27 protein-coding genes are annotated in these 26,967 nt (G+C 72.2%); 23 read left to right on the top strand and 4 right to left on the bottom strand.

Going from position 1 to position 26,967, the window contains the following annotated elements:
- The first annotated feature begins 46 nt into the window (after positions 1-46).
- The 7 genes from ACFWM7_RS16490 (at position 47) to ACFWM7_RS16460 (ending at position 6,922) form a co-directional block, all read left to right on the top strand.
- A complete protein-coding gene (locus ACFWM7_RS16490) occupies positions 47-1,051 on the top strand; it encodes an ABC transporter permease (RefSeq protein WP_383260884.1) in 1,005 nt (334 codons plus the stop codon).
- A gap of 1 nt (position 1,052) precedes the next feature.
- On the top strand, positions 1,053-2,015 hold the full coding sequence (locus ACFWM7_RS16485; protein ID WP_383260880.1) for an ABC transporter permease: 963 nt from the start codon (positions 1,053-1,055) through the stop codon (positions 2,013-2,015).
- 6 nt (positions 2,016-2,021) lie between these two features.
- Positions 2,022-3,014, top strand: a complete 993-nt coding sequence (locus ACFWM7_RS16480; protein WP_383260878.1) for an ABC transporter ATP-binding protein — start codon at positions 2,022-2,024, stop codon at positions 3,012-3,014.
- Entirely contained in the window at positions 3,011-4,255 is a 1,245-nt protein-coding gene (locus ACFWM7_RS16475) for an ABC transporter ATP-binding protein (protein ID WP_383260877.1), read from the top strand. Before ACFWM7_RS16480 ends, ACFWM7_RS16475 begins: the two co-directional genes overlap by 4 nt.
- A gap of 18 nt (positions 4,256-4,273) precedes the next feature.
- A complete protein-coding gene (locus tag ACFWM7_RS16470) occupies positions 4,274-4,945 on the top strand; it encodes a trimeric intracellular cation channel family protein (RefSeq protein ID WP_383260875.1) in 672 nt (223 codons plus the stop codon).
- Positions 4,946-5,007: 62 nt separating this feature from the next.
- Positions 5,008-5,889: a thioesterase family protein gene (locus tag ACFWM7_RS16465; RefSeq protein ID WP_383260873.1), complete on the top strand. Its 882-nt coding sequence runs from the start codon at positions 5,008-5,010 to the stop codon at positions 5,887-5,889.
- A 49-nt stretch (positions 5,890-5,938) separates the two neighbouring features.
- Entirely contained in the window at positions 5,939-6,922 is a 984-nt protein-coding gene (locus ACFWM7_RS16460; protein WP_383260871.1) for a helix-turn-helix transcriptional regulator, read from the top strand.
- Positions 6,923-6,945: 23 nt separating this feature from the next.
- On the opposite strand, the gene ACFWM7_RS16455 is transcribed toward ACFWM7_RS16460, so the two are convergent.
- Positions 6,946-7,569: a TetR family transcriptional regulator gene (locus ACFWM7_RS16455; protein WP_383260869.1), complete on the bottom strand. Its 624-nt coding sequence runs from the start codon at positions 7,567-7,569 to the stop codon at positions 6,946-6,948.
- Between the two features lie 116 nt (positions 7,570-7,685).
- Here ACFWM7_RS16455 and ACFWM7_RS16450 point away from each other — a divergent pair, with 116 nt between their 5' ends.
- From ACFWM7_RS16450 to ACFWM7_RS16440, 3 genes are all read left to right on the top strand, one after another.
- Positions 7,686-7,841 (top strand): hypothetical protein, encoded by a 156-nt coding sequence (locus tag ACFWM7_RS16450; protein ID WP_383260867.1) that lies wholly within the window; start codon positions 7,686-7,688, stop codon positions 7,839-7,841.
- 80 nt (positions 7,842-7,921) lie between these two features.
- On the top strand, positions 7,922-8,422 hold the full coding sequence (locus ACFWM7_RS16445; RefSeq protein ID WP_383260864.1) for a hypothetical protein: 501 nt from the start codon (positions 7,922-7,924) through the stop codon (positions 8,420-8,422).
- A gap of 177 nt (positions 8,423-8,599) precedes the next feature.
- Entirely contained in the window at positions 8,600-9,769 is a 1,170-nt protein-coding gene (locus ACFWM7_RS16440; RefSeq protein WP_383260863.1) for a cysteine desulfurase family protein, read from the top strand.
- A gap of 22 nt (positions 9,770-9,791) precedes the next feature.
- On the opposite strand, the gene ACFWM7_RS16435 is transcribed toward ACFWM7_RS16440, so the two are convergent.
- The gene (locus ACFWM7_RS16435) at positions 9,792-10,523 is read right to left on the bottom strand and encodes an N-acetylmuramoyl-L-alanine amidase (protein WP_383260860.1); all 732 of its coding nucleotides are present in this window, start codon (positions 10,521-10,523) and stop codon (positions 9,792-9,794) included.
- Between the two features lie 61 nt (positions 10,524-10,584).
- Between ACFWM7_RS16435 and mnmA the strand changes: the two genes are divergently transcribed.
- The 4 genes from mnmA (at position 10,585) to ACFWM7_RS16415 (ending at position 14,650) form a co-directional block, all read left to right on the top strand.
- Complete coding sequence (mnmA, locus tag ACFWM7_RS16430; RefSeq protein ID WP_383260856.1) at positions 10,585-11,718, top strand: tRNA 2-thiouridine(34) synthase MnmA; 1,134 nt, start codon at positions 10,585-10,587, stop codon at positions 11,716-11,718.
- A 401-nt stretch (positions 11,719-12,119) separates the two neighbouring features.
- Complete coding sequence (locus ACFWM7_RS16425) at positions 12,120-13,931, top strand: asparagine synthase-related protein (RefSeq protein WP_383260854.1); 1,812 nt, start codon at positions 12,120-12,122, stop codon at positions 13,929-13,931.
- A gap of 27 nt (positions 13,932-13,958) precedes the next feature.
- Entirely contained in the window at positions 13,959-14,216 is a 258-nt protein-coding gene (locus ACFWM7_RS16420; RefSeq protein WP_383260852.1) for a lasso peptide biosynthesis PqqD family chaperone, read from the top strand.
- Positions 14,213-14,650, top strand: coding sequence for a lasso peptide biosynthesis B2 protein (locus ACFWM7_RS16415; protein ID WP_383260850.1), 438 nt, complete (start codon positions 14,213-14,215; stop codon positions 14,648-14,650). The genes ACFWM7_RS16420 and ACFWM7_RS16415 overlap by 4 nt, the downstream gene beginning before the upstream one ends.
- 72 nt (positions 14,651-14,722) lie before the next feature.
- On the opposite strand, the gene ACFWM7_RS16410 is transcribed toward ACFWM7_RS16415, so the two are convergent.
- Both ACFWM7_RS16410 and ACFWM7_RS16405 read right to left on the bottom strand, forming a co-directional pair.
- Complete coding sequence (locus ACFWM7_RS16410; RefSeq protein WP_383260847.1) at positions 14,723-15,526, bottom strand: alpha/beta fold hydrolase; 804 nt, start codon at positions 15,524-15,526, stop codon at positions 14,723-14,725.
- 75 nt (positions 15,527-15,601) lie between these two features.
- Positions 15,602-15,937, bottom strand: a complete 336-nt coding sequence (locus ACFWM7_RS16405) for a DUF427 domain-containing protein (RefSeq protein WP_383260845.1) — start codon at positions 15,935-15,937, stop codon at positions 15,602-15,604.
- A gap of 105 nt (positions 15,938-16,042) precedes the next feature.
- Between ACFWM7_RS16405 and ACFWM7_RS16400 the strand changes: the two genes are divergently transcribed.
- From ACFWM7_RS16400 to gatB, 9 genes are all read left to right on the top strand, one after another.
- Complete coding sequence (locus ACFWM7_RS16400) at positions 16,043-16,582, top strand: TIGR00730 family Rossman fold protein (protein ID WP_383260842.1); 540 nt, start codon at positions 16,043-16,045, stop codon at positions 16,580-16,582.
- Positions 16,583-16,665: 83 nt separating this feature from the next.
- Entirely contained in the window at positions 16,666-17,355 is a 690-nt protein-coding gene (locus tag ACFWM7_RS16395) for an SDR family oxidoreductase (RefSeq protein WP_383260840.1), read from the top strand.
- A 47-nt stretch (positions 17,356-17,402) separates the two neighbouring features.
- Complete coding sequence (locus ACFWM7_RS16390; protein WP_383260838.1) at positions 17,403-18,431, top strand: methionine synthase; 1,029 nt, start codon at positions 17,403-17,405, stop codon at positions 18,429-18,431.
- A gap of 32 nt (positions 18,432-18,463) precedes the next feature.
- Positions 18,464-20,695 carry an NAD-dependent DNA ligase LigA gene (gene ligA / locus ACFWM7_RS16385; RefSeq protein ID WP_383260836.1) on the top strand — a complete coding sequence of 744 codons (2,232 nt, stop codon included), beginning with the start codon at positions 18,464-18,466 and terminating at the stop codon, positions 20,693-20,695.
- Between the two features lie 360 nt (positions 20,696-21,055).
- Positions 21,056-23,236, top strand: a complete 2,181-nt coding sequence (locus ACFWM7_RS16380; RefSeq protein ID WP_383260834.1) for a putative bifunctional diguanylate cyclase/phosphodiesterase — start codon at positions 21,056-21,058, stop codon at positions 23,234-23,236.
- A 116-nt stretch (positions 23,237-23,352) separates the two neighbouring features.
- Complete coding sequence (gene gatC / locus ACFWM7_RS16375) at positions 23,353-23,649, top strand: Asp-tRNA(Asn)/Glu-tRNA(Gln) amidotransferase subunit GatC (RefSeq protein ID WP_003966094.1); 297 nt, start codon at positions 23,353-23,355, stop codon at positions 23,647-23,649.
- A gap of 5 nt (positions 23,650-23,654) precedes the next feature.
- Positions 23,655-25,148, top strand: a complete 1,494-nt coding sequence (gene gatA, locus ACFWM7_RS16370) for an Asp-tRNA(Asn)/Glu-tRNA(Gln) amidotransferase subunit GatA (RefSeq protein WP_383260830.1) — start codon at positions 23,655-23,657, stop codon at positions 25,146-25,148.
- Positions 25,149-25,153: 5 nt separating this feature from the next.
- Positions 25,154-25,387 carry a hypothetical protein gene (locus ACFWM7_RS16365; RefSeq protein ID WP_383260882.1) on the top strand — a complete coding sequence of 78 codons (234 nt, stop codon included), beginning with the start codon at positions 25,154-25,156 and terminating at the stop codon, positions 25,385-25,387.
- Positions 25,388-25,403: 16 nt separating this feature from the next.
- The gene (gene gatB, locus ACFWM7_RS16360; RefSeq protein WP_383260828.1) at positions 25,404-26,912 is read left to right on the top strand and encodes an Asp-tRNA(Asn)/Glu-tRNA(Gln) amidotransferase subunit GatB; all 1,509 of its coding nucleotides are present in this window, start codon (positions 25,404-25,406) and stop codon (positions 26,910-26,912) included.
- The last annotated feature ends 55 nt before the right edge of the window (positions 26,913-26,967 follow it).

Genomic DNA, 26,967 nt, shown 5'->3' with positions numbered 1-26,967 from the left:
GGCCGGGCGGACCCGCATCGACGCACGTGAGAAAGGGGCATGCGGGGTGCTGCGACTCGTCGTAAGAAGACTTCTCCAGCTCATTCCCACCCTGCTCGGCCTGTCGGTCCTGCTGTTCCTCTGGCTGAACCGACTGCCCGGCGGACCCGCCACAGCGATCCTGGGCGAGCGGGCCACCGAAGCCGAAGTGGCGAGAATCAACCGCGCACTCGGGCTCGACGAGCCGGTGCACGTCCAGTACTGGCGCTTCCTCAAGCGCATCTTCGAGCTCGACCTCGGAACCTCCACCCAGACCGGACAGCCGGTGTGGGACGAATTCACCCGCGCCTTCCCCGCCACCGTGGAGCTGAGCCTCGCGGCGATCCTGATCGCCGTCGTCGTCGGCATCCCGATGGGTTACCTCGCGGCCAAGCACCGCGGCGGCTGGCTGGACGTCGCCTCCGTCTCCGGATCGCTGCTCGGCATCTGCATCCCGGTCTTCTTCCTGGCCGTGCTGCTGCGCGGGATCTTCTCCGTACAGCTGCAGTGGTTCCCGAGCCAGGGGCGGCTCGACTCCGGCATCAACGCCACCGACGTCACCGGATTCGCCGTCCTGGACGGCCTGTTGACCGGCGAGTTCGACGCGAGCTGGAACGCGATCATGCACTTGATCCTGCCCGCCGTCGCGCTGGCCTCGATCCCGCTCGCCGTCATCGTCCGGATGACCCGCGCCAGCGTCCTGGAGGTGCTCGGCGAGGACTACATCCGCACCGCCGAGTCCAAGGGCCTCGACAAGAAGACCGTGCGCGGACGCCACGTGCTGCGCAACGCGCTGCTGCCCGTGATCACCGCGGTCGGCCTGCTGACCGGCAGCCTGCTCTCCGGTGCGGTGCTCACCGAATCCGTCTTCGACTTCGGCGGCCTCGGCTCCTTCATCCGTACCGCGATCGACGGCCGCGACTACCCGGTCCTCGTCGGGTTCATCCTCTTCATCGCGATGGTGTACGTGCTGATCAACCTGCTGGTCGACCTCGCGTACAGCATCATCGACCCCAGAGTGCGGGTGCACTGACGTGACGATCCTGACCAACAAAGCAGACAAGATCGACCGTCTCGCCGAGCTGACCCAGAGCTCCGAGGCCGTCACGGGCACCAGCCTGTGGCGCGAGGCGTTCCGCCGGATGCGCTCCAGCAAGATGGCGATCATCGGCGCGGTCATCATCGGCGCGTTCGTCCTCATCGCCATCGTCGGGCCGATGGTGGCCCCGCACGGCGCCACCGCGCAGAACTGGCGCAGCGAAGTCTTCCCCAACCAGGGCAAGTTCGTCGGCATGCGCGGCGAGAACTGGTTCGGCCTGGACCACCTGGGCCGCGACATGTTCTCCCGCTGGCTCGTCGGAGCCCGGCAGACGCTGCTCGTCGGTGTGGTCTCCATGCTCATCGGCCTGATCGTCGGCGCGCTCGTCGGTGTGCTCTCCGGAGCCGCCGCCACCCTCGGCGGCAAGGCCGGGCAGCGCGTCGACACCGTGATCATGCGCATCACCGACATCATGCTGTCGCTGCCCTCGCTGCTGCTCGCGGTCTCCATCGCCGCGGTGCTCGGACAGTCGCTGACCACCGTGATGATCGCCGTGGGTGTCGTCCAGATCCCCATCTTCGCCCGCCTGCTGCGCGGTTCGATGCTGGTGCAGGGCGGCGCGGACTACGTGCTCGCCGCGAAGGCGGTCGGCATCCGGCGCAAGCGGATCGTGCTCACGCAGATCCTGCCGAACTCGCTGAGCCCCGTCATCGTCCAGGCGACGCTGAGCCTGGCCACCGCGATCATCGAGGCCGCGGCCCTGTCCTACCTGGGCCTCGGCAACCCCGACCCGGCCGTTCCCGAGTGGGGCGTGATGCTCTCCCAGGCGCAGCGCTTCTTCGACAACGAGCCGATGATGGCCGCCTACCCGGCCATCGGGATCATCATCACCGCCCTCGGCTTCACCCTGCTCGGCGAGGCCATGCGCGAAGCCCTCGACCCGAAGTTGCGAGGCTGAAGTCCCATGTCACTGCTCTCCGTTGAGGAACTCAGCGTCACCTTCACCGCCCGTGGCCGCAAGGACGCCACGGCCGTGGACGGCGTCTCCTTCGAGGTCGACCAGGGCCAGGTCGTGGGCCTGGTCGGCGAGTCGGGCTGCGGCAAGTCCGTCACCTCGCTCGCCCTGATGGGCCTGCTGCCCCGCAAGGGCGCGAGGATCGGCGGCCGTGCCGAGTTCGACGGCCAGAACCTGCTGACCATGAACGAGCGCAAGCTCCGCGACCTGCGCGGCAGCCAGCTCGCGATGATCTTCCAGGACCCGCTCTCCTCGCTGAACCCGGTCGTCCCCATCGGGATCCAGGTCACCGAGATCCTCCAGCGCCACCGCGGGCTGAAGGGCGAGAAGGCCCGCAAGGAAGCGGCCTCGCTGCTCGACCGGGTCGGCATCCCCGACCCGGACCGGCGGCTGAAGGAGTACCCGCACCAGCTCTCCGGCGGTATGCGCCAGCGGGCGCTGATCGCCATGGCGGTGGCCTGCGCGCCCCGGCTGCTGATCGCCGACGAGCCGACGACGGCACTCGATGTGACCATCCAGGCGCAGATCCTGGAGCTCCTGAAGGAGCTGGTCGACCAGGAGGGCACCGCCCTGCTGATGATCACCCACGACCTCGGTGTCGTCGCCGGCCTCTGCGACGAGGTCAACGTCCTCTACGCCGGCCGGGCGGTGGAATCGGCGGGCCGCCGCGAGCTGTTCGCCCACCCCACCCACCCGTACGCGCACGGGCTGCTCGGCTCCATCCCGCGCCTGGACGCACCGCGCGGCGAGCCGCTCAACCCGATCCGCGGCTCCATCAACGACAAGATCGCCTGGGCCGACGGCTGCGCGTTCGCACCCCGGTGCGACCACTACACGATGGAGTGCCTCACCGGCACCCCCGAACTGACCGAACCACGCACGGCCGGACACCAGGTGCGCTGCGTCAACCCGGTCCTGCCCACAGCGGAGGTCCCGGCATGAGCCTTCTCGAACTGGACGGCGTCAAAGTCCACTTCCCGGTCAAGAAGGGCCTCTTCTTCGACCGTACGGTGGGCCACGTCTACGCGGTCGACGGCGTCTCGCTGTCCATCGAGGCCGGCCAGACGTACGGCCTGGTCGGCGAGTCGGGCTGCGGCAAGACGACGCTCGGCCGTGCGGTCCTGCGGCTGAACGACATCACCGACGGCGGGGTCGTCTTCGACGGCACCGACCTGGCGAAGCTGCCGTCCGAGGAGATGCGGGCCTTCCGCCGCCGCCTCCAGATGGTCTTCCAGGACCCCCTGGGCAGCCTCAACCCCCGGCAGAACATCGAGTCGATCCTGTCCGAGGGCATGGCCGCCCACGGCATCGGCAAGGACCAGGCGGAGCGCCGGGAGAAGATCAAGGACATCCTCGCCAAGGTCGGCCTGCCGTCCAACGCGATGTCCCGCTACCCGCACGAGTTCTCCGGCGGCCAGCGCCAGCGCATCGGCATCGCCCGCGCGCTGGTCCTGGAGCCGGACGTGATCATCTGCGACGAGCCGGTCTCCGCGCTCGACGTCTCGGTCCAGGCGCAGGTCATCAACCTGCTGGAGGAGCTCCAGGAGTCCCTCGGCCTGACCTATCTGGTGATCGCGCACGACCTCGCGGTCGTCCGGCACATTTCGGACGTCATCGGGGTGATGTACCTCGGCGGGCTCGTCGAGGAGGCCCCGAGCGACGCGCTGTACGCGGGGCCCCGGCACCCGTACACCAAGGCGCTGATGTCGGCGGTCCCGGTGCCGGACCCCGAGGTCGAGGACCGCCGCGAGCGGATCCTGCTCCACGGCGACCTGCCCTCCCCGGCGAACCCGCCGGCCGGCTGCCGCTTCCACACCCGCTGCCCGTGGGTGCAGGAGACCAAGTGCGCCACCGAGCGCCCGCCGCTGCTGGACACCGGCGACGGGCACAAGGTGGCCTGCCACTTCACGGCCGAGATCGAGGCCGGGACGGTGAAGCAGACCCTGGCGACCGGCATCGAGGCGGTCATCGGCACGGAGACGGTGGCGGCCGAAGCGGTGGAGGTCTCGGAGGGCGAGACCGACGCCGAGCCCGAGGCCGCCGCTCCGGAGAAGGAGAAAGCTCCGGAGAAGGAGGAGGCTCCGGAGAAGGAGGAGGCTCCGGGCAAGGAGGAGCCCGCGACCGTACCGGCTCAGGCCGACGCGGCGAAGGCCGACCGGGCGGAGGACAGCCCCAAGGCCTAGGACCGGCACAATTGCCCGGTGCTCACCGAACTGTTCACGCCCTCCGTCCAGCATGCGCTCGACCTCGTGGGGATCTTCGTCTTCGCGATCTCGGGCGCCCTGCTCGCCGTCCGCAAGAACTTCGATGTCTTCGGCATCGCGGTCCTCGCGGAGGTGACAGCGCTGGGCGGAGGGCTGTTCCGCGACGTCATGATCGGTGCGATCCCGCCCGCGGCCTTCACCGACCTCGGCTACTTCATCACCCCGCTGTTCGCCGCCGTCCTGGTCTTCTTCCTCCACCCGCACGTGGAGCGCATCCAGGTCGGCGTCAACGTCTTCGACGCGGCGGGGCTCGGGCTGTTCTGTGTGACCGGCACGGTCAAGGCGTACGAGTACGGCCTCGGGCTCACCGCGTCCGCCGCGCTGGGCCTGGCCACCGCGGTCGGCGGCGGTGTGCTGCGCGACGTGCTGGCCAACGAGGTCCCCTCGCTGCTGCGCTGGGACCGTGACCTGTACGCGGTGCCCGCGATCGTCGGCGCGACCATGGTGGTCGTGTGCATCCGCTTCGACACCCTCAACGCGCTGACCAGCGGCCTGGCGGTGATCGCCGCGTTCGTCCTGCGACTGCTGGCGCTGCGTTTCCACTGGCGGGCGCCGCGCGCGTACAACCGCTCGTCGGCGCGGGCCGAGGAGGGCTCGGCGGCGACCTGACGCCGCCTTCGCGCAACCGAAAAGCTACCGCTCAGTAATGCAATCGGTGTACGGTGCATGCCATGGCACAGGCAGCGACTGAGGCAGTGACCGGGGCGGCTCAGACCGCCCGGGCGACCATCGGCGACAGCGAGTTCGACCGGGACACCGCGGTCACCCGGCGCGAGGAAGGCGTCTACGACGCCGAGCTCTCCGCGGGCTGGACCATCATCCACGCCGTCAACGGCGGCTACCTGCTGGCCCTCCTCGGCCGCGCGCTGGGCGGGGCCCTGCCGCACCCCGACCCGTTCTCCGTCTCCGCGCACTACCTCACCGCCTCCGTCCCCGGCCCCGCGGTGATCCGGACCCAGACCGTCCGCACCGGCCGCACCCTCTCCACCGGCCAGGCCTCCCTCTTCCAGTACGCGGAGGACGGCAGCGAGATCGAGCGCATCCGGGTCCTCGCCACCTACGGCGACCTGGACGCTCTCCCCGACGACGTACGCACCACCGCCCTGCCGCCCGTCATGCCCGACCGGGACCGCTGCCTCGGCCCGAGCGACGGCGCGCCCAGGATCCCCGGCAGCTCCGCCATCACCGACCGCCTCGACATCAAGCTCGACCCGGCGACGGTCGGCTGGGCGGTCGGCGCGCCGTCCGGCAAGGGCGAGATGCGCGGCTGGTTCGGCCTCGCGGACGGCCGCGACCCCGACGCGCTGTCGCTGCTGCTCACCGTGGACGCCCTGCCGCCGACCTCGTTCGAGCTGGGCCTCACCGGCTGGACCCCCACGGTCGAGCTCACCACCCACATCCGCTGCCGCCCCGCCCCGGGCCCGTTGCGCGTCGCCATCACCACCCGCAACCTCGCGGGCGGCTTCCTGGAGGAGGACGCCGAGGTCTGGGACAGCGCCGACCGCCTGGTCGCCCAGTCCCGCCAGCTCGCCAAGGCCCCGCGCAGCAAGTAGCCGCGACAGGGGCCGGAGATCCACCCGGGCCTCCGGCCATCATGGACCGGTGAAATCCGACCGGCTGCTCTCCGTCCTCCTCCTGCTCCAGACCCGGGGCACGGTCCCCGCCACCGAGCTGGCCGAGCGCCTCGACGTCTCCGTACGCACCATCTACCGGGACGTCGAGGCGCTCTCCGCCGCCGGCGTCCCCGTCTACGCCGAACGCGGCCGGTACGGCGGCATCGCCCTGCTCCCCGGCTTCCGCACCGACGTCACCGGCCTCACCGCCGACGAGGCCCGCGCCCTGTTCGTGTTCACCGCCGACGACGCGCACGCCGCCCTCGGCCTGGACGCCGCGCTCGGCTCCGCCCTGCGCAAGGTCATGGCCGCCCTGCCCGCCCCGCACCGCCCGGCCGCCGAGCAGACCAGCCGCCGCATCCTCGTCGACCCGGCCCGCTGGACGATCGGCCCCCGGGCGGCCGTAGACGTCGCCGAACTCCACGAGGCCGTCCTCGCGGACGTGCGGCTGCGCCTGCGCTACCGGCACAGCGGCGCGGACGCCCCGTGCGACTACACCGTCGACCCGTACGGCCTCGTCGTGAAGGCCGGCGTCTGGTACCTGGTCGCGGACCTCGACGGCGCCCCCCGCCTCTTCCGCGCCGACCGGATCCACCCGGCGGAGGCCACCGGCGACCCCGTACGGCGGCGCGCCGGGGCGGAGTTGGCGCAGGTGTGGGAGACGCTGCGCACCGGGGTGGAGCAGCGCCCCTCGGCGGTACGGCTGCGGGTCCGGGTGCACCGCCCCCGCCTGGAGCTGTTCCGGCGGCTGAACGCGGGCGTGCTGACCGGGGAGCCGCAGGCGGACGCGGCCCGGCCGGGGGAGGAGCCGGGGCAGTGGCTGCTGGCGGAGCTGGCCGTGTCGGAGGCCGGCTGGGCGCGGTCCCTCCTCGCGTTCGGGCCGGCCGTGGAGGTCCTCGACCCGCCCGAGGCCCGCACCCTGCTGGCGGAGGTCGCCGCCCAGGTCGTCGCCCTGTACGCGGACGGCGACTGACCCGGCCTCCGGGCGGCTTCTGCTCACCCCTCGTCCAGCCAGTGCGCCCGGCCGAGGGTGACCAGCCGTAGCCGTCGCCTCGCCACCCGGACGACCTCCGCCTCGCCCGCCGGCCCGGCCTCCAGGAGGGTCGACGTGGTGATCACCATGTGGTCCACATAGAGGCCGCCGAGCATCAGCAGATCCTCCTCGCTCCAGCCGGCGGACCCCGGCTCCTGGCCGAGCGCGCACGCCACCTCCTCGGCGAACCGCCGCAGTTGGGCGGCGATCGCCTCGCGCACCGGGCCCACCCCGCCGTGCTGCTCACGGGCGATGAACCGGAAGTGGGCGGGCTGCGCGCCGACATGACGCGCTATCACCTCAACGCTGCGGTCCAGCCGTTCCTCGCTGTCGCCCGTCTCCGCGAGCACCGCACCGATGAGGCCGTGCAGGCTGCCCAGGGTCTCCTCGACCAGGGCGACGCCGAGCGCGGCGGTGTCCTCGAAGTGACGGTAGAAGGCCGTGGGGGTGACCCCGGCGGCCCGGGTGACCGCCCGCAGACCCAGGCTGCTCAGGCTCTGGTGCTCCAGGAGGGCGAGCGCCGCGTCCAGGAGCGTCTGGCGGGTCCTGAGCTTCTGGGTCTGGCGGATTCCGGCGGTGTGACTCATGCCATTCAGTAAACAACCGTTCTCCGAGTCGAGGAAGGGCTGCGGGGTTTAGACTTCCAAGTCAGTGAACACTCGTACTCCGAACGGCCTTCGTCGTCGCACAGAGAGGTTCCGCCGTGCTCGTCCTCGTCGCCGCGCTGCTCCTGCTGGGAATCGTCCTCGGGGCAGTCGCCCACCTCCCGCTGCCGCTGACCCTGGTGGCCGCGACCGTGATCGGCTGCTGGCTGCTGATCTTCGCCGTGCGCGAGCGCACGTCGCGCCGCCCCCACTGATCCGCCGCACCCGCCGACCTGACGAATCCCGCACCCGCCGAGCCTGCCGTTTCCCGGACCGATCCGAAGGAGCTCGCACCATGACCCTCACCGACTTCGCCCGCCGCACGACCGACACCCGCGCCGACGCCGATACGGGCACCGAGGCGGCCGGTCCCGTAGCCGCCGCCCCCGCTCCCGTCACGGAGAAGGCCTTCCCGGGGGCTCGTACGGACACGGGCACGGGCACGGATACGGGCACGGGCACCGCTGACACGGGCACAGCTGGCACGGACACCCCTGGTGCGGACACGGACGCCGCTGGCACGGGCAGGGGAGCGGATGCCGAGGCTTCCCGCGCCGTGGGCCGCGAGGCGGACGGTCTCGCCGTCGCCTCGTTCGTCCTCGGCCTCGTCGGGCTGCTGGTCTTCAACATCCTGCTCGGGCCCACCGCCATCGTGATGGCCCTGCTGGCCCTGGCCCGCCGCACCCGCCGCCGGGGACGCGCCCACCTCGGCCTCGCCCTGGGCGTCGCCGACCTCGCCGTGTTCGCCGCCCTGGTCACCGTCAACGGCACGGTGAGCTGGAGCATCGGCGGCTGACGCACGCCCCGACGTGGCCCCGCGAGCCGCTCTCTCCCCGTTCCGGATCGGGCTCCGGACCGGGGCCCCGACCGGCCTCCGAGCCGGTCCGCCGCACCCCGAGCGGGCGCGCGCGGGGACCGGGCCATGACGCGCCCGGCATGCGCCCCACCCCGGGCTCGTAGAATCGGCCCCACCATGGCTTACCTCGACCACGCCGCGACCACCCCGATGCTTCCCGAAGCGATCGGGGCGATGACCGCCCAGCTCTCCGTCACCGGCAACGCGTCCTCGCTGCACGCCGCCGGACGCCGGGCCCGCCGCACCGTCGAGGAGTCCAGAGAAGCCCTCGCCGACTCCCTCGGCGCCCGCCCCAGCGAGGTGGTGTTCACCTCCGGCGGCACGGAGGCAGACAACCTCGCCGTCAAGGGCCTCTACTGGTCCCGCCGCGACGCCGACCCCCGCCGCACCCGGGTCCTGGCCGGCCCCGTCGAACACCACGCCGTCCTCGACGCCGTCGACTGGCTCGCCGAGCACGAAGGCGCGAACGTCGACTACCTTCCCGTCGACCGCCATGGCCGGGTGCACCCCGAAGACCTCCGCGAGGCGATCCTCCGGAACCCCGACGACGTCGCGATGATCACCGTGATGTGGGCCAACAACGAGATCGGCACGATCATGCCGGTACGTGAACTGGCGGCGGTGGCGGCTGAGTTCGGGATCCCCATGCATGCCGACGCGGTCCAGGCCTTCGGCCAGCTGGAGGTCGACTTCGCCCGCTCCGGACTGGCCGCGATGACGGTCAGCGGACACAAGATCGGCGGCCCGTTCGGCATCGGCGCGCTGCTGCTGGGCCGCGACCACACCCCCGTGCCCGTCCTGCACGGCGGCGGCCAGGAGCGGCACGTACGCTCCGGCACCCTGGACGTGCCCGCCGTCGCCTCCTTCGCGGTCGCCGGACGGCTGGCGGCCGAGCGGCGCGAGCAGTTCGCCCGGCGCGTGGGCGCCCTGCGCGACGAGCTCGTGGCCGCCGTGCGCCTGGCCGTGCCGGACGCGGTGCTCGGCGGCGACCCGGACCCGGCCGGACGCCTCCCCGCCAACGCCCACTTCAGCTTCCCCGGCTGCGAGGGCGACTCCCTGCTCCTGCTGCTGGACGCCCAGGGCATCGAGTGCTCCACCGGCTCCGCCTGCACCGCCGGGATCGCCCAGCCCAGCCACGTACTCCTGGCCACCGGGACCGACCCGGACCTGGCCCGGGGCACCCTGCGCTTCTCGCTCGGCCACACCTCGACCGAGGACGACGTCAAGGCGCTCGCCGAGGCGATCGGCCCGGCGGTGGAACGGGCGCGGACGGCCGGGCTCAGCTGACGGGGACCGTCACCCGGAGGCGTTACGCCTTCGGCGAGGGAGTGGGGCTCGGCGGCGCCGTCGCGGCCCGCCGCACCAGCTCCAGGTACCGGTCCCAGTCCCAGTGCGGCCCCGGATCGGTGTGGTCGGTGCCCGGCACCTCCACATGCCCGATGATGTGCTCCCGGTCGACGGGTATGCCGTGCCGCGCGCAGATCGACGCCGTGAGCCGCGCCGACGACGCGTACATCGCCTTCGTGAGGTCCTTCGGCCGGTCCACGAACCCCTCGTGCTCGATGCCGACCGCGCGCTCGTTGTAGGCGCGGTTGCCCGCCTGGTACGCCACGTCCAGCTCGCGGATCATCTGGACCACCCGCCCGTCCTGCCCCACGATGTAGTGCGTGGCGGCCTGGTGGGCGGGGTCCTGGAACACCTTCACCGCGCTGTCGAAGCTGCCCTGGGTGACATGGATGATCACCCGGTCGATGGGGAAGTCGTCGGGCCGGTCCGCACGCCGCCAGTTCGCCTCCGACGCGGCCACCCAGGTCGCCCCCGCGTAGTCCAGCTCGCCGGGCTTGCGGGGCTTCTCGACGCCGGGGACCTGCCACCACAGACGCTTCACCTGGTCGCGCGCGAGCACGGCGGCGGTGCCGGCGGCCGCCACCGCGCCCCCGCCGATCAGCAGTGCGCGGCGGCTGACGCCGTCGGCGGGCTTCTTCCGCGACGACGAACCCGATGGCTTGCGCGACGCCCCGCCGCTCCCGTTGTTCCCCATGTGATCGTCAACGCTTATCCGCGAGCGTTCGGTTCCCGGCGACCCGTACCCTGGAGGAGCTATGACTCAGACTTCCCAGCGCCCCCTGCGTGTCCTCGCCGCGATGTCGGGCGGCGTGGACTCCGCCGTCGCCGCCGCCCGCGCCGCCGAGGCGGGCCACGACGTGACCGGTGTCCACCTCGCCCTGTCCGCGAACCCCCAGTCCTTCCGGACCGGGGCGCGCGGCTGTTGCACCATCGAGGACTCCCGGGACGCCCGCCGCGCGGCCGACGTCATCGGTATCCCGTTCTACGTCTGGGACCTGGCGGAACGCTTCCGCGAGGACGTCGTCGAGGACTTCGTCGCGGAGTACGAGGCCGGGCGCACGCCCAACCCCTGCCTGCGCTGCAACGAGAAGATCAAGTTCGCCGCGCTGCTCGACAAGGCCCTCGCCCTCGGCTTCGACGCCGTGTGCACCGGCCACTACGCCACCGTCGTGCTCACCGAGGACGGCAGCCGTGAGCTGCACCGCGCATCCGACATGGCCAAGGACCAGAGCTATGTGCTCGGCGTCCTGGACGAGAAGCAGCTCGCCCACGCCATGTTCCCGCTCGGCGACACCCTCACCACCAAGGACGAGATCCGCGCCGAGGCCGAGCGCCGGGGCCTGGCCGTCGCCAAGAAGCCCGACAGCCACGACATCTGCTTCATCGCCGACGGCGACACCCAGGGCTTCCTGGCGAACCGCCTCGGCGGCCCGGCCGAGGGCGACATCCTCGACGAGTCCGGTACGAAGCTGGGCACCCACGAAGGCGCGTTCGGCTTCACCATCGGCCAGCGCAAGGGCCTGAAGATCGGCCACCCGGCCCCCGACGGCAAGCCGCGCTACGTGCTGGACATCTCCCCGGTGGACAACACCGTCACGGTCGGCCCCGTCGAGGCCCTGGACGTGACCTCCCTGACCGCGATCAAGCCCCGCTGGTGCGGAACGCCCCCGTCCGGCCCGGGGACGTACACCGCGCAGCTCCGCGCCCACGGCGGCGAGACCGAGGTGACCGCCGAGCTGGTGGACGGCTCCGAGCTGAACGTCACCTTCACCGAGCCGGTCCGGGGTGTCGCCCCCGGCCAGGCGGTCGTCCTCTACGACGGCACGCGCGTGGTCGGCTCGGCCACCATCGCGACGACCGTGCGCCGCGAGCGGGTGGCGGCGGGCTGACCCGGGGGCGGCGCCTTTCGCTGCCCAGCGCGTGCCGAGGGCGGTACCCCTTTCACGGGGTGCCGCCCTCGGGCGTTCCCCGAACCGGACACGGCGGCGCGCGACAGGGCAGTCCCGCCGCCGATCATGCGCGGTGTGCCGTTTGCTGCCAAGCGCGTGCCACCTCTGGCACCAAGGGGTCATCGTCCTCCCGGCCACCCCACCGGGGCCGCGAGCATGGTGCCCGGCGGCCGCCAGGCCGCGCCCTGAGAGAGAGGACTGAACCATGGTGAAGAAGGCTTACGAGACGCCGGAGTTCGTTTCCGCCGGTTTCTTCCACGACGTCACCGGCTTCGTGGCCGTCATCGGCAACGACGGCACCGGCCGCGGCTGGTTCTGACGGATACCCGAGGGAAACCCTGATGACGAGCCGCGGCGCACCGCACTTCTTTGCGCTTCCTGACCGCGAGGACGCGGGCGCCGTGGCCCGTCGCCTCCAGCCGGAGGCCCTCGGCCTGAGGGTGTTGTACCACCCGTCGGGCCGCCCCTGGATCATCGGCCGATGGGCGGACGAGGACATCGCCGTCGCCCGGACCGGCACGGACGCCGTCGCGCTGATCGGCATGCTGCCGAAACGGACGGACGAACTCGCCCGCCGGACCGGGAAGCTGCAAGGCGGCACCGAACGGCTTCAGGCCCTGTCCGCGGCGTTCCCCGGCAGCTTCCACGTGGTCGGCAGCGTCAGTGGCGCCCTCTACGTACAGGGCACGGCCTACGGCATGCGGCGCGTGCACCATACCGTCGTCGACGGCTGCCCCGTCGCCGGCGACCGTGCTGTCGCGCTGGCCGACCTCGCCGGCGCCGAGATCGACCGCACCGCCCTGGCGATGCGGCTGCCCGAACCCCTGGCCGCCCAGCTCCCGCCACGCTCCATGTGGCGCGCCGTCACCGACGTGGCGCCCGGCGCCTGCTTGATCGTCCCCGCCGGGCGCGCCGCTCCCCGGCACGTCCGCTGGCACACCCCGCCCGCCCCGGTGCGCCCGGCGGCCGACGGCGCGGCAGCCGTGCGCGAGGCGCTGGCCGCCGCCGTCGCCGTACGAACCGAGCGGGACGGCCTGCTGAGCGCGGACCTGTCCGGCGGACTGGACTCCACGACGCTCTGCTCCTTCGCCGCCGGTCAGCTCGGCGCGGGCGAACTGATCGTCGGCGGCATCCCCGGCGACGAGACGATCAGCGACGACGCCCACTACGCCCGTCTTGCCGCCGCGCACTGGCCGCACGTCGAGCACGTGGAGCTGACGGCGGAGCAGACACCGCTGTTCTACCGGGGCATCCTCGACGAAGGCTGCCGCACCGACATCCCCGCAGGCGTCGCCATGAGCCGGGACCGGGCCACCGCGGTGATCTCCCTGATGGCCCGGCGCGGCTCCCGGCTGCACATGACCGGACACGGCGGCGACCACCTCTTCTTCCAGACCGGCGCCTACTGCCACGACCTGATCGCCCGCCGCCCGCTGCTCGCCTGGCAGCGGATCCGCGGCTACCGCACGCTCTACGGATGGCGCTGGCGCCCCGTGCTGCGCCAGCTCGCCGACCGGCGCTCCTACCGCCGGGCGGTAGCCGGCATAGACGTGAACACCCCCGGCGACCTCGGCTTCTGCACCCCGCAGCTCGCCTGGGTCATCCCGCCGGTGGTCCAGCCCTGGCTCACCCCCGAGTGCCGCGAACTGGTCACCGCCGGGCTGCGCGAGGCCGCTGCGCGGGCCGAACCGTACGCGCCGGCCCTGGGCCGCCACCGGGAGCTGTCCGCCCTCTACACCGGCACCCAGGAGTGCGCGGCGATCGCCGAGGCCGGGCGCCGTGCCGGCGTCCCCGTCACGATGCCGTACTTCGACGACGCGGTCGTCGACGCCGCCCTGTCCGTGCGCCCCGAGGACCGGACCGACCCCTGGCAGTTCAAACCCGTCCTCAAGGAGGCGGTACGCGGCGTCCTCCCCGAGGAGTGCCGGGTCCGGGTCACCAAGTTCGAAGGCACCGTCGACGCGGTCGCCGGCCTCTACCGGCACCGCGACGAGATCCGGTCGCTGTGGGAGGACAGCACCCTGGCCAAGGCCGGACTCGTCGACGCCGAATCCCTCTCCCGGCTCACCGGGACACCCGGCACGCCCGCCTTCAAGGACGGCGCCGTGGACTCCACCATCATCTGCGAAGCATGGCTGCGCGCCGTCGCCTGACGTGCTCGGCCGGAAGGAAGGAATGCGATGAAGCTGCGCAACCGCCCGCATCTCACCGTCACCCGGACCGAATACGGTGCGGTCCTGCTGGACACCAAGACCGGCCAGTACTGGCAGATGAACCCCAGCGCTGCCGCCGCCGCCCAGGCCCTGCTGGACGGCGGCGACGCCGCCGACGCCGTCCGCAGCGTCACCGAGCAGTTCGACGTGGACGAGGCGCGCGCGGCCGACGACGTCCGGGCCCTGATCGAGGCCATGCGCTCCGCCGGGGTGGTCCAGGAGTGAGCATCGATGTCGCCCTGGGCCGCGACCGCACCGGACGGCCGCTGCGGCTGCGGCTGCTCACCCGGCTGGCCATCTGCACGGCCCGGCCGCTGGCCCTGCTCAAGCCCCACCTGCTGACCCGCGTGCTCACCCGGCTCAGCCGGGGTGCCGCGCCCGCGAGCAGCGCGCAGGCCCATGCCGCCCGCAGCTCCGTCCTCGCCGCCAGCCTCAGCCTCAACGGTCTGCGCTCCTGCCTGCCGCGCTCGGTCTCCATCACCCTGCTCTGCCGCCTTCAGGGCGTCTGGCCCACCTGGTGTGTCGGCGTCCGGGCGGCACCGCCCTTCGCCGCGCACGCCTGGGTCGAGGCGGACGGCGAACTGATCGGCGAACGGGGCCGCCCCGAGAGCTTCGCCCGCCTGATCGCCGTGCCGCCGCCCGAGAGTACGAAGAGTTGACGGGTTGTCAGGCCGGTGTGTCCGGGGCGGGCGCCGGGCCTCGGCCACCGCCCACGTTTCGCGAGACCCGCCTCACGACGCCCGCCCGTACGCGTACACGTCCCTCGCGAAGAAGTCCGTCAGTACCGGGGCGAGCACCTGGGGCGCCACCTCGCGCATCTGGCCCGTCAGCGTGCGGTGCCGGCCGCGCGGCAGGGCGTCGGCCAGGGACCGGGTCGCCGCGCGCGCCGGGGCGCTGCTGAAGCCGCCGCAGATCACCAGGGTCCGGGCGGCGACGGCCGAGAACCGCTCGCCCGGGATCGCCCCGTCGCCCAGCAGCGCGTCGTCGTACGCCAGCGTGTGCGCCATCGCCTCCAGCTCCGCCCACACCGGGGCGCGCCGCATCCGGGCGGCCGTCTCCTCGGCGACGCCCGTCATGGACAGGAACAGCTCCACCGCCCCGCCCCGGTCCCCGGCCGCCAGCAGCCGGTGCAGCCGGGTCGTGCAGCGGGCCTTGAACAGCAGGCCGGAAGCCCCCGGCGTGTAGGGCGGCTCGTATACGGCGAGCAGCTCGACCGGGAGTCCGGCGGCGGCCGCCTCCAGAGCCAGCGCCCCGCCGGACGACATCCCGAACACCGACGCGCCCGCCCCGGCCCCACCGACGACGGCGGTCAGATCCTCGATCTCCCGCTCGACGGACCAGGGCCCGGCGTCACCGCTCGCGCCCCGGCCCCGGCGGTCGTAGGTGAGCACCGTGAAGCGCGGCGCGAGCAGTGCGGCCAGCGGTGCGTCGGTCGCCGCGGTGCCGAGCGCCCCGCCGACCAGCACCAGCGGTGGCCCCTCGCCCTGGCGGCGACAGGCGATCGGCGTGCCGTCGGTGGAGAGAATCCTGTCCATGAGAGAGGAGACCGGGGCGGCCGGGGAAACTCATCGCTCCGCCCGAAAAAACTTCCCGGGCCTGCGGGTCGCGCGTCAGTCGGCCACCGTCTCCGTGGCGTAGAAGCAGAAGTGGTCCTTGATCGCGGCGACTTCGGTCTTCGGGTCCGGGTAGGCCCAGACGAGATCGGCGGCCCCGGGCAGCGACCAGTAGGAGGCGTCTCCCTTGAACGGGCAGTGGGTGGAGGTGTCCGACGGGGCGAGCAGTTCGGTGCGGACGTCCTCGGGCGGCAGGTAGTAGCGGACCGGACAGCCGGTCTCGCGGAGCACGAGGGGGCGGCGGCTCTCGGCCAGCACCTGGCCGTCGTGCACGGCCCGGACATGCTCGGTGCCCTGCTCGACGGTGATGCGGTGTCCTCGGGTGGCAGTCATGCCTGTTTCAGCGGTGTACGGGGCCGTCTTCTTCCCCGCCCGGCGAACTTCACCCCGGAACTTCCCCCCGGCGGGGGTGTCCGAGGCGGGTCGTACGGTTGCCCCATGAACATCTGCGTCTTCCTCTCCGCCGCCGACCTCGACGACCGCTACACCGTGCCCGCCCGCGAGTTCGCCGAGCTGCTGGGCAGAGGCGGGCACACGCTGGTCTGGGGCGGTTCGGAGAGCGGCCTGATGAAGGTCGTCGCGGACGGTGTGCAGGCGGCGGGCGGGCGGCTCGTGGGCGTCTCGGTCGACTTCCTCGCCGCGAAGGCCCGGACGAACGCCGACGAGATGGTCGTCGCCCGCGACCTCGCCGAGCGGAAGGCGCTCCTCCTGGAGAAGGCCGACGCCGTGGTGATCATGGTCGGCGGTACGGGGACGCTCGACGAGGCCACCGAGATCCTGGAGCTGAAGAAGCACGGCAAGCACACCAAGCCGGTCGTCCTGCTGAACACGGCGGGCTTCTACGACGGGCTGCGCCAGCAGTTCCAGCGCATGGAGGACGAGGGCTTCCTGCCCCTGCCCCTGACCGACCTGGTCTTCTTCGCCAAGGACGGCGTCGGCGCGCTGGCCTACCTGGAGGAGACCGCAGGACTTCAGTGAGCGGCCCGGATCCGGGAGCGGCGCTCGCCCACCCGGAGGAGACCGCCGGGCCTCGGCGAGAGCCCCGGATCTAGGATCGCCCCATGGCTACCCACCTCATCACCGGCGCCGGATCCGGCATCGGCGCGGCTGTCGCCCGCCGCCTCCAGGAACGCGGCGACGACCTCGTCCTGCTCGCCCGCGACGCCGGCCGCGCCAAGGAGTTCGCCGACCGCTACCCGGGCGCGCGCACGCTCGTCGGCGACCTCGGCAACCCCGACCGGCTGTCCTGGGCGTTCGGCCAGCAGGCCATGCCCGAGCGGATCGACACCCTGCTGCACATCGCGGGCGTCGTCGAGCTCGGCGAGGTCGGGGAGCTCACCCCCAAGGCCTGGCACTTCCAGCTCAACGCCAACCTGGTCGCCCCGGCCGAGATCACCCGCCTCCTGCTCCCGCAGCTCCGCGTCGCCCAGGGCCACGTCCTGTTCGTGAACTCCGGGGCCGGCCTGGCCGCTCACGCCGGGTGGAGCGCGTACGCCGCGAGCAAGCACGGCCTCAAGGCGCTCGCCGACTCGCTGCGCCACGAGGAGCACGGCAACGGGGTGCGCGTCACCTCCGTCTACCCGGGCCGCACCGCCAGCCCCATGCAGGCCAAGGTGCACCAGCAGGAGGGCAAGGAGTACGACGCGGAGCGCTGGATCGACCCCGAGTCGGTGGCCACCACGATCCTGATGGCGCTCGACCTGCCGCGTGACGCCGAGGTCAACGACCTCACCGTCCGCCCCGGCCGCTGACTCTCCCCGAGGAGCAGGTTCTCCGCCCCGGACCGTAGGCTTCCCGCGTGAGCGAGAAGAGCAAGTTCAGCGGGTGTCCGGCGACCGGCATCGGGTCGATGCCCGGGGGAGACGCGAGGGAGGCGGCGAAGACCGTCACCGGCTCCTTCGCCGACGGCCGGGGCATGCCGTACCTGGCGGAGCTGCCCGCGCGCGGCCCCGGCGCGGACATGATCGGCCGGACCATCGGCATGCTCGTCGAGATGTACGGGCACGTCGAGCCGAGCGGGTGGCGGATCAGCGACCGCCCCGGCCGCGACACCCGCCGGGCCCGCTCCTGGCTGGGCGAGGACCTGGACGCCCTGGAGGAGTTCACCCAGGGGTACGAGGGCCTGCTCAAGGTCCAGGCCGTCGGCCCCTGGACGCTCGCCGCCGCCCTCGAACTGCGCGGCGGCGAAGCCATGCTGGCCGACCCCGGGGCCTGCCGGGACCTCGCCGGATCCCTGGCCGAAGGGCTCCGCGCCCACCTCGCCGAGGTCCGCCGCCGGATGCCCGGGACCGAGGTCGTCCTCCAGCTCGACGAACCCTCCCTGACCGCCGTCCTGCTGGGCCGGGTCCGCTCCGCCAGCGGCTACCGCACCTACCGCGCCGTCGACCGCCAGGTCGTCGAGAGCGCCCTGCGCGACGTCCTCGCGGCAGCCGGCGAGGGCGGGACGACGCTCGTCCACTCCTGCGCCCCCGAGGTGCCGTTCGCTCTGCTGCGCCGGGCCGGCGTGGACGGAATCTCGTTCGATTTCTCCCTGCTCACCGAGCGTGAGGAGGAGGCGATCGGGGAAGCCGTCGAAGGTGGCACCCACCTCCTGCTCGGCGTGGTGCCCTCCACCGACACCGCCTCGGACGGATTGTCGGACCCGGGCGGTAGCGTCATGGGAGTCAGGACGCTGTGGAGCAGGCTGGGGCTGCATCCGGGGACTCTCGCCGAGTCCGTCACGATCACCCCGTCGTGCGGCCTCGCGGGCGCGTCGCCCGCGTACGCCCGTACCGCGCTCGCCCACAGCGCCCGGGCGGCGAGGTCGCTCGCGGACAACCCTGAGTGACGGGGACGACGGGTACACAGGAGGACGGGACGATGGCGGGCGAACAGCGGGTGGAGCAGGAGAGTTCGGTCCCGGCGGAGGCGCGGGAGGAGCACGCGCTGCTGGCCGAGCAGATCGAGGAGCACCGCTTCCGGTACTACGTGAAGGACCAACCGGTCGTCAGCGACGCCGAGTTCGACCGGCTGCTGCGCTCCCTGGAGGCCCTGGAGGAGGAGCACCCGGCCCTGCGCACCCCGGACTCCCCGACCCAGAAGGTCGCCGGGCCGTACATCACGGAGTTCACCTCCGTCGAGCACCGCGAGCGGATGCTCTCCCTGGACAACGCCTTCGACGACGAGGAGCTGGCCGCCTGGGTCGACCGCGTCGCCAAGGAGACCGGCACCCCCGACCACCACTTCCTGTGCGAGCTGAAGGTCGACGGCCTCGCCGTCAACCTCACCTACGAGCACGGCCGCCTCACCCGCGCGGCCACCCGCGGCGACGGCCGCACCGGCGAGGACATCACCCCCAACGTCCGGACGATCGCCGAGATCCCGCACCGCCTCAAGGGCGAGAACATCCCGGCGCTCGTCGAGATCCGCGGCGAGGTCTTCTTCCCCATGGAGGGCTTCGAGGAGCTGAACGCCCGGCTGGTCGCCGCCGACGACAAGCCCTTCGCCAACCCGCGCAACGCGGCCGCCGGATCGCTGCGCCAGAAGGACCCCAAGGTCACCGCCACCCGCCCGCTGCACATGGTGGTGCACGGCATCGGCGCCCACGAGGGCCTGAGTATCGGCCGGCTCTCCGAGGCCTACGACCTCCTGCACGCCTGGGGCCTGCCCACCGCCCAGCACAACAAGGTCGTCGACTCCCTCGCGGGCGTACGGCAGTTCATCGCGTACTTCGGCGAGCACCGGCACTCCGTGGAGCACGAGATCGACGGCGTCGTCGTCAAGCTCGACGAGATCCCGCTCCAGGGCCGCCTGGGCTCCACCTCGCGCGCCCCCCGCTGGGCCATCGCCTGGAAGTACGCCCCCGAAGAGGTCAACACCAAGCTGGTCAACATCCGCGTCGGCGTCGGGCGTACCGGCCGCGTCACCCCGTACGCCCAGGTCGAGCCGGTCGAAGTGGCCGGTTCCGAGGTCGAGTTCGCCACCCTGCACAACCAGAACGTGGTCAAGGCCAAAGGTGTCCTCATCGGGGACACCGTGGTCCTGCGCAAGGCGGGTGACGTCATCCCGGAGATCCTCGGCCCCGTCGTCGATCTGCGCGACGGCACCGAGAAGCCGTTCGAGATGCCGACGCACTGCCCCGAGTGCGACACGGAGCTGCGCCCGATGAAGGAGGGCGACATCGACCTCCGCTGCCCCAACGCCCGCACCTGCCCCGCCCAGTTGCGCGAGCGCGTCTTCTACCTCGCCGGGCGTAAGAGCCTCGACATCGACCACTTCGGCTATGTGGCCGCCGCAGCCCTGACCCGCCCGCTGGAGCCCGCCGAGCCCGTCCTCAGGGACGAGAGCGAGCTGTTCTCGCTCACCGTCGAGCAGCTGCTGCCGATCCGGGCGTACGTCCTGGACCAGGACAGCGGGCTGCCCAAGCGCGACCCGAAGACCGGCGAGGAGAAGATCGCGACGGTCTTCGCCAACCAGCAGGGCGAGCCGAAGAAGAACGCCGTGGCCATGCTGGAGGGCATCGCCGCCGCCAAGGAGGCACCGCTGGCCCGGATCCTCACCGGGCTCTCCATCCGGCACGTGGGCCCGGTCGCCGCCCAGGAGCTGGCCCGTCAGTTCCGTTCCGTCGACCGGATCGACGAGGCGACCGAGGAGGAGCTGGCCGCCGCCGACGGCGTCGGGCCGACCATCGCCGCCTCGGTCAAGCAGTGGTTCGCCGAGGACTGGCACCGCGAGATCCTGCGCAAGTGGCGCGAGGCCGGGGTGCGGATGGCGGACGAGGGCTCCGACGAGGACGAGGGCCCCCGCCCCCTCGAAGGGCTCACCGTCGTCGTCACCGGCACCCTCGCCGCCCACACCCGCGACGGTGCCAAGGAAGCGCTCCAGGCGCTCGGCGCCAAGGTCACCGGCTCGGTGTCCAAGAAGACCGCCTTCGTGGTCGTCGGCGACAACCCCGGCTCCAAGTACGACAAGGCGATGCAACTGAAGGTGTCCGTGCTGGACGAGGACGGATTCGCGATCCTGCTCGAACACGGACCCGAACGTGCCAAGGAAGCCGCCCTGCCCCTCCCGGAAGCCGCACCCGCGGCCGAACCGGGGGAAAGTACGGAGTGAACAGGGAGTAGCCGCCCGCCGGGCCGCCGTTCGCCCCCTGTTCCCCGGATCGAGACGCCTTCGAGATGCTGCCCCGGCGTGGCGCGGCCCGTGCGGGGAAGGAAACGGGGCAGAGGGGTGAAGAAGGGTCGGCCGCTCCCCGAATGGCCCTGCCGCACCACCCGTTCGGGCCAATAGCAGATGGTGACGGGTGGTCGGTTCGCATTCGGGCAAGAGCTGTAGAGCGCTGCCCCTGGAAGCCTTTCGCGGCCTACTGTTGAGAGGTGCGCCCGCCGTGCACGGCCCCTCGACCGGGCCGTGGTGCCACAGGAGCGGGCGCCACCGAGGGTCATCGGCACCGCCGGCTGTGAGAGGGACGGAATGAAACCGACCGAGAGCGCCGCCCCGGTGTCGCGGCTGCAAGGTTTCGTCGGCCTCACGCCCCCGGTGGGCGCCGCCGTCGTGGGGCTCGCCGCGTTACTGCTGGCGGTCGGGTCCTACCGGACCGTCCAGCAGGGCCACGCGCTCTTCCCTGACGGGGCGGTGGGCTGGTCGCTGGCCGTGCTCACCGGGATCATCGTCGGCCATCTGGTGGCACTCGGCCGCGACCGGTGGTGGGGCGGCACCGGCTCCGGCGCCGCCCTCACCCTCGCCGTGCTCCTGCTGTACGGCTGGCTGCCGGCCGTCCTGGTCAGCCTCGCCGTCGTGGTGCTCGTCGGGACCGCCCGCCGACACCGCTGGTGGCAGGGGCTGCTGCACGGCGGGGTCGACATGCTCGGCATCGGCGCCGCGGCGCTCGTGCTGGCCGCCTTCGGCGAGGTACCCACCGTCGAGGAACCCTGGCAGCCACTCGACTGGGGCATCGCGGCCGTCCCGGAACTGCTCCTGACGGCATCCACGTATCTGCTCGTCACCCGGGTCCTGCTGTGGTACGCGCAGGCCCCGCACAACGGCGGGCTGCCCACCATCGCCCGGACCGCGATGCTGCGGCAGGGGCTCGTCGCCGTCGCGCTCCTCGGGCTCGCCCCGCTGATCTGCGCCGTCGCGATGTCCATGCCCATCCTGCTGCCGCTCTTCGCGGTGCCGCTGATCGCCCTGGACTCCACGCTCTGGATCGCCCGCGCCCGCGCCGAGGAGCAGCTGCGCGACCCGCTGACCGGGCTGCCCAACCGCCAGTGGCTGCTGGAGCGGACCTGGTCGGCCCTGGAGGACGCGGAGTCCATCGGCACCCGCTCCGCCCTGGTCCTCATCGACCTGGACCGCTTCCGCGCGGTCAACGACACCCTCGGCCACCTGGCCGGCGACCGGCTGCTGCTGCAGATAGCGGAGCGCCTGCGCCTCGCCCTGCCGCGCGGCGCGGAGGCGGCCCGGCTCGGCGGCGACGAGTTCGCCGTCCTCCTGCCGCACACCGACTCCACCACCAGCGCCCAGCAGGTCGCCCGCCATCTGGTCGCCGAGCTGTCCTCACCGCTCGACCTCGACGGGCTGACCCTCGTCCTGGAGGCCAGCGCCGGGGTCGCCGTCTACCCCGACCACGCCCTGGACGCCGAGGGCCTGCTGCGCCGGGCGGACGTCGCGATGTACCAGGCCAAGCGGGACCGCACGGGCGTGGAGGTCTACGAGTCCAAGCGGGACAGCAACACCCCCGACCGGCTCGGGCTCCTCGGCGATCTGCGCCGGGCGCTGGACGCGGGCGAGGTCGAACTGCACTACCAGCCCAAGGTCCGCTTCGACGGGCAGGTCGCCGGCCTGGAGGCGCTGGTGCGCTGGGTGCACCCGGAGCGCGGCCGGGTTCCCCCGGACGAGTTCATCGCCATCGCCGAGTCCTCCGGCCTGATGCCGCACCTCACGGAGTACGTGTTGGAGACGGCGCTCGCCCAGGTCGCCCGCTGGCGTGCGCAGGGCCTGTTCGTCCCCGTGGCGGTCAACGTCTCCCCGCGCGACGTCCACACCCCCGGCTTCGCCGGAGGTGTCGCCGCCCGCCTCGCCCGCCACGGCGTGCCCGCGGGAGCGCTCCAACTGGAGATCACCGAGCATGTGCTGCTGGAGGATCCGCAGCGCGCCGCCGACACCCTGGCCGGGCTCACCGCGCACGGCGTGAAGATGTCGCTCGACGACTTCGGCACCGGCTACTCCTCCCTGGTCCACCTGCGCAGGCTTCCGGTCAGCGAGCTGAAGATCGACCGGTCCTTCGTGGCCCGGCTGGCGGTCGACCACGAGGACGCGGAGATCGTCCGCTGCACCATCGACCTGGCCCACTCCCTCGGCCTGGTCGTCGTCGCCGAGGGCGTCGAGGACGACGAGACCTGGGAGCGGCTGCGGGACCTCAGGTGCGACGCGGTGCAGGGCTGGCTGGTGGCGGCGGCGATGCCGCCGCAGGAGACCACGGCCTGGCTGCGGGCGCGCGGCGAGCACGGCTGGCGCAGACCCGCCGAGCTGAAGGCCCAGGCGGCCGCCGCGGCGGGGTCGGCCACTGCCTCGGCGACCGGCTCGATGAACGGGTCGCTCAACGGCGCGGTGAACGGCGCGGTGAACAGCGCCGCGGAGACCGACACCCCCTGAAGATCCCGGGGAGTGGCCCAGGCAGAGGCGTAGCCCGATCGGCCCGGGGTATCCGCCCCCGGCGGACCCCATAGGATTGGGCTCAAAACCACACACCAACCCCTGAGGATCGCTGCATGCCTGGCATCACGCGCGAGGAGGTCGCCCACCTCGCCCGGCTGGCGCGTCTGGAGCTGAAGGGCGAAGAGCTCGATCACTTCGCCGGTCAGCTCGACGACATCATCGGCGCGGTCGCCCGCGTCTCCGAGGTCGCCGACCAAGACGTACCGCCGACCTCCCACCCGCTGCCGCTGACCAACGTCATGCGCGCGGACGAGGTCCGTCCGTCGCTCACCCCCGCGCAGGCGCTCTCCGGCGCCCCGGCCCAGGAGCAGCAGCGTTTCAAGGTGCCGCAGATCCTGGGGGAGGACTAACCGCCATGACGGACATCATCAAGCTCACCGCGGCCGAGATCGCCGCGAGGATCGCCTCCGGCGAGCTGACCGCCGTCGAGGTCACCGAGGCCCACCTGGCCCGGATCGACGCGGTCGACGAGAAGGTCCACGCCTTCCTGCACATCGACCGCGAGGGCGCGCTGGCCCAGGCCCGCGCCGTGGACGCCAAGCGCGAGGCGGGCGAGAAGCTCGGCCCGCTGGCCGGCGTCCCGCTCGCGCTGAAGGACATCTTCACCACCAAGGACATGCCGACCACCGTCGGTTCCAAGATCCTTGAGGGCTGGGTTCCGCCGTACGACGCCACGCTCACGCAGAAGCTGCGCGCCGCCGACGTCGTCATCCTCGGCAAGACCAACATGGACGAGTTCGCCATGGGGTCCTCCACCGAGAACAGCGCCTACGGCCCCACCGGCAACCCCTGGGACCTCACCCGCATCCCCGGCGGCTCCGGCGGCGGTTCCTCCGCCGCCCTCGCCTCCTACGAGGCCGCGCTCGCCATCGGCACGGACACCGGCGGCTCGATCCGCCAGCCCGCCGCCGTCACCGGCACGGTCGGCGTCAAGCCCACCTACGGCGGCGTCTCCCGCTACGGCATGGTCGCCTTCTCGTCCTCCCTCGACCAGGGCGGGCCCTGCGCCCGTACGGTCCTGGACGCGGCGCTGCTGCACGAGGCGATCGCCGGGCACGACCCGCTGGACTCGACGTCCATCGACGCCCCGGTCCCGCCGGTCGTCGAGGCCGCGCGCAACGGCTCCGTACAGGGCATGCGTGTCGGCGTCGTCAAGCAGTTCCGCGGCGAGGGCTACCAGGCCGGTGTCCTCCAGCGCTTCGACGAGTCGGTCGAGCTGCTGAAGTCGCTGGGCGCGGACATCGTCGAGCTGGACTGCCCGTCCTTCGACCTGGCGCTCTCCGCGTACTACCTGATCGCCCCGTCCGAGTGCTCCTCCAACCTGGCCCGCTTCGACGCCATGCGCTACGGCCTGCGGGTCGGCGACGACGGCACGAAGTCGGCCGAGGACGTCACCGCCCTCACCCGCGAGGCGGGCTTCGGCGACGAGGTCAAGCGCCGCATCATCCTGGGCACGTACGCGCTCAGCTCCGGCTACTACGACGCGTACTACGGCTCCGCCCAGAAGGTCCGCACCCTCATCACCCAGGACTTCGAGAAGGCCTTCGAACAGGTCGACGTGATCGTCTCCCCGACGACCCCGACCACCGCCTTCCCGATCGGCGAGCGCGCCGACGACCCGATGGCGATGTACCTCGCGGACCTGTGCACCATCCCCACCAACCTGGCCGGCAACTCCGCCATGTCGCTGCCCTGCGGCCTGGCACCCGAGGACGGTCTGCCGGTCGGACTGCAGATCATCGCCCCCGCCATGAAGGACGACCGGCTCTACAAGGTCGGAGCGGCCGTCGAGGCCGCGTTCGTGGAAAGGTGGGGGCACCCGCTGCTTGAGGAGGCTCCGTCGCTGTGAGTGCCATGGCAAAGAAGGCCAGTAACTTCAAGAAGTCCAAGACCGGGCTGTACGTCTCGCTCGGCAGTACCGCGTTCGGCGCGCTCAGCATCGTCAAGCAGGCGAAGCTCGCCCGCGAGGACAACGATGTACTGCGGCTCGTCGACGCGGCCGTCTCCGCGGCCGCCATCGTCACCGGACTCGCGATCCTCTATCGCGAACTGAAGCGTCTCGGCGACGACGACGTTCTGCTGGGCTGAGAGGGAAAGTTTCACCGTGACTGTCACTGACCTGGTGTCGTACGAGGACGCGCTCGCGTCCTACGACCCCGTCATGGGCCTCGAAGTCCATGTCGAGCTCGGCACCAAGACCAAGATGTTCTGCGGCTGCTCCACGGAGCTGAAGCAGGACGCCAACTCCCAGACCTGCCCGGTCTGTCTCGGACTGCCCGGCGCGCTGCCGGTCGTCAACGAGATCGGCGTGGAGTCGGCCATCAAGATCGGTCTCGCCCTCAACTGCGAGATCGCCGACTGGTGCCGCTTCGCCCGGAAGAACTACTTCTATCCGGACATGCCGAAGAACTTCCAGACCTCCCAGTACGACGAGCCGATCGCCTTCGACGGCTATCTGGACGTCCAGCTGGAGGACGGCGAGATCTTCCGGGTGCAGATCGAGCGCGCCCACATGGAGGAGGACACCGGCAAGTCGACGCACGTCGGCGGCGCCACCGGCCGGATCCACGGCGCGTCCCACTCCCTGCTCGACTACAACCGGGCCGGCATCCCGCTCATCGAGATCGTCACCAAGCCGATCGAGGGAGCGGGCGCCCGCGCGCCGGAGGTCGCCAAGGCGTACGTCGCCGAGCTGCGCGAGCTGATCAAGGCTCTCGGGGTCTCCGACGCGCGCATGGAGATGGGCCAGATGCGCTGCGACGTCAACCTGTCGCTGCGCCCCAACGGCACAGAGACGTTCGGTACGCGCTCCGAGACGAAGAACGTGAACTCGCTGCGTTCCGTCGAGCGGGCCGCGCGCTTCGAGATCCAGCGGCACGCCGCCGTGCTGTCCTCGGGCGGCACGATCGTGCAGGAGACCCGGCACTTCCACGAGGAGGACGGCTCCACCACGGCCGGCCGCATCAAGGACAACGCCGAGGACTACCGCTACTTCCCCGAGCCGGACCTGGTCCCCGTCGCGCCCTCGCGCGACTGGGTCGAGGAGCTGCGCAAGGGCCTCCCCGAGCTCCCCCGGCTGCGCCGGGCGCGGCTCAAGGAGGAGTGGGGCGTCTCCGAGCACGACATGCAGTCCATCCTCAACGCGGGCGCGGTCGACCTGATCGTCGCCACGATCGAGGCGGGCGCACCCTCGGACCAGGCCCGCAAGTGGTGGATGGGCGAGCTGGCCCGTAACGCCAACGAGACCGGCCGCGGCCTGGACGAGCTGCCGATCACCCCGGCGCAGGTCGCCCGGGTGGCCGCGCTCGTCGCCAAGGGCGACCTCAACGACAAGCTGGCCCGCCAGGTCATCGAGGGCGTCCTCGCGGGCGAGGGCGACCCGGACACCGTCGTCGAGAAGCGCGGCCTGAAGGTCGTCTCGGACGAGGGCGCGCTGTCCACGGCCGTGGACGAGGCCATCGCGGGCAACGCGGCCATCGCGGACAAGATCCGCGGCGGCAAGGTCGCGGCGGCGGGCGCGCTCGTCGGCGCGGTCATGAAGGCCACCCGCGGCCAGGCGGACGCGGCGCGCGTGCGCGAGCTGATCCTGGAGAAGCTCGGCGTCGAGGGCTGACGGCCTGATCGTCCCTGAAGGGGCGGTGTTCCCGTACGTAGGTACGTACGGGAAC

Source organism: Streptomyces sp. NPDC058375 (assembly GCF_042723425.1).
Lineage (GTDB): Bacteria > Actinomycetota > Actinomycetes > Streptomycetales > Streptomycetaceae > Streptomyces > Streptomyces durocortorensis.
The sequence above is the reverse complement of the archived record's forward strand: the minus strand, read 5'-3'. Positions and strand labels throughout refer to the sequence as shown.